Source organism: Methylomonas sp. BG-2, assembly GCF_057766305.1.
On sequence record NZ_JBYMAP010000407.1, the window covers coordinates 1 to 2,004 of the forward strand.

A 2,004-nucleotide genomic window follows, 5' to 3' on the forward strand; every position below is an offset into this window, starting at 1 on the left:
ATGCCTTCGCGCCGAGACTTAGCGAACGCCATACGCGCACTCAGCATGGACGCGGTCCAAAAAGCCAACTCCGGCCACCCTGGTGCGCCGATGGGCATGGCCGACATCGCTGAAGTATTGTGGAACGATTTTCTAAGCCACAACCCCACCAACCCCAAATGGCCGAATCGCGACCGCTTTGTGCTGTCCAATGGTCACGGCTCCATGCTGATTTACTCGCTGTTGCACCTGTCGGGCTACAACTTGCCGATCGAGGAACTGAAACAGTTCCGCCAACTGCACTCCAAAACCCCGGGTCACCCCGAATACGGCTACACTGACGGCGTCGAAACCACCACCGGCCCCTTGGGCCAAGGCATCACCAATGCCGTCGGTTTCGCCATCGCCGAGCGCGCGCTGGCCGGTCAGTTCAACCGCCCCGGCCACGACATCGTCGACCACCACACCTACGTGTTCCTGGGCGACGGCTGCCTGATGGAAGGCATCTCCCACGAAGCCTGCTCGCTGGCCGGTTCCATGGGCCTGGGTAAACTGATCGCCATCTACGACGACAACAACATCTCCATCGACGGCGAAGTCCGCGGCCACGGCGACGTCCACGGCTGGTTCCTGGACAACACCCCGAAACGCTTCGAAGCCTACGGCTGGCACGTCATCCCCAAAGTCGACGGCCACGACCCGGAAGCGGTCAAAAAAGCCATCGAAGAAGCCAAAAGCGTCACCGACAAACCGTCGATCATCTGCTGCCAAACCATCATCGGATTCGGCTCGCCGAACAAACAAGGCAAGGAAGAATGCCACGGCGCAGCCTTAGGTGAAGCCGAAGTCGCCGCCACCCGCGAAAAACTCGGTTGGCCGCACGCCCCGTTCGAAATCCCCGCCGACATCTACGCCGGCTGGGACGCCAAAGCCAAGGGTGCTGAACGCGAAGCCGCCTGGAACGCCCAATTCGCCGCCTACCAAGCCGCGCATCCGGCCCTGGCCGCCGAATTCGAACGCCGCGTCGTCAAAGGCCAGCTGCCTGCCGACTGGAGCGAAAAAGCCAACGCCTTCATCGCCGACGTCAACGCCAAAGCCGAAACCATCGCCAGCCGCAAAGCCTCGCAAAACACCCTGAACGGCTTCGGCCCGTTGCTGCCCGAACTGCTGGGCGGTTCCGCCGACCTGGCCGGCTCCAACCTGACCCTGTGGAAAGGCTGCAAAGACATCAACGCCAGCGGCCACGACGGCAACTACGCCTACTACGGCGTGCGCGAATTCGGCATGAGCGCCATCATGAACGGCATCGCCCTGCACGGTGGCTTCAAACCCTACGGCGCCACCTTCCTGATGTTCTCGGAATACGCCCGTAACGCGTTGCGGATGGCCGCGCTGATGAAAGCGCCGACCATCTTCGTCTACACCCACGACTCCATCGGCCTGGGCGAAGACGGCCCGACCCACCAACCGATCGAACAAACCGCCACGTTGCGCATGATCCCCAACATGCAAGTCTGGCGGCCGTGCGACGCGGTGGAATCGGCAGTCAGCTGGAAAGCCGCGATCGAACGCACCGACGGCCCGAGCACGCTGATCTTCTCCCGGCAAAACCTGCCGCACGTGCCGCGCAGCCAAGCCCAGATCGACGCGATCGCCAAAGGCGGCTATATCCTGAGCGGCGAAGGCAGCCCGGACGCGATCATCATCGCCACCGGCTCCGAAGTCGAACTGGCGGTGAAAGCGGCCGAAGCGCTGAGCGCCAAAGGCAAAAACATCCGCGTGGTATCGATGCCGTCCACCAACGTCTTCGAAGCGCAAGACCAGGCGTACAAAGACAGCGTCTTGCCGCCGAGCGTGACCGCGCGCGTGGTGGTCGAAGCCGGCGTGACCGACAGCTGGTGGAAATACGCGGGCAGCCAAGGTCGCGTGGTGGGCCTGGACCGTTTCGGCGAATCGGCCCCGGCCGGCCAACTCTTCAAGGAGTTCGGCTTTACCGTGGATAATGTCGTCGCTAATGTGGAAGCC

At 62.6% G+C, this 2,004-nt stretch carries 1 protein-coding gene; it reads left to right on the forward strand.

Annotated elements, in window-relative coordinates; genetic code table 11:
- The coding region (gene tkt / locus AC3B8H_RS20705; protein ID WP_488443407.1) for a transketolase at positions 1-2,004 on the forward strand (2,004 nt) is incomplete at its 3' end.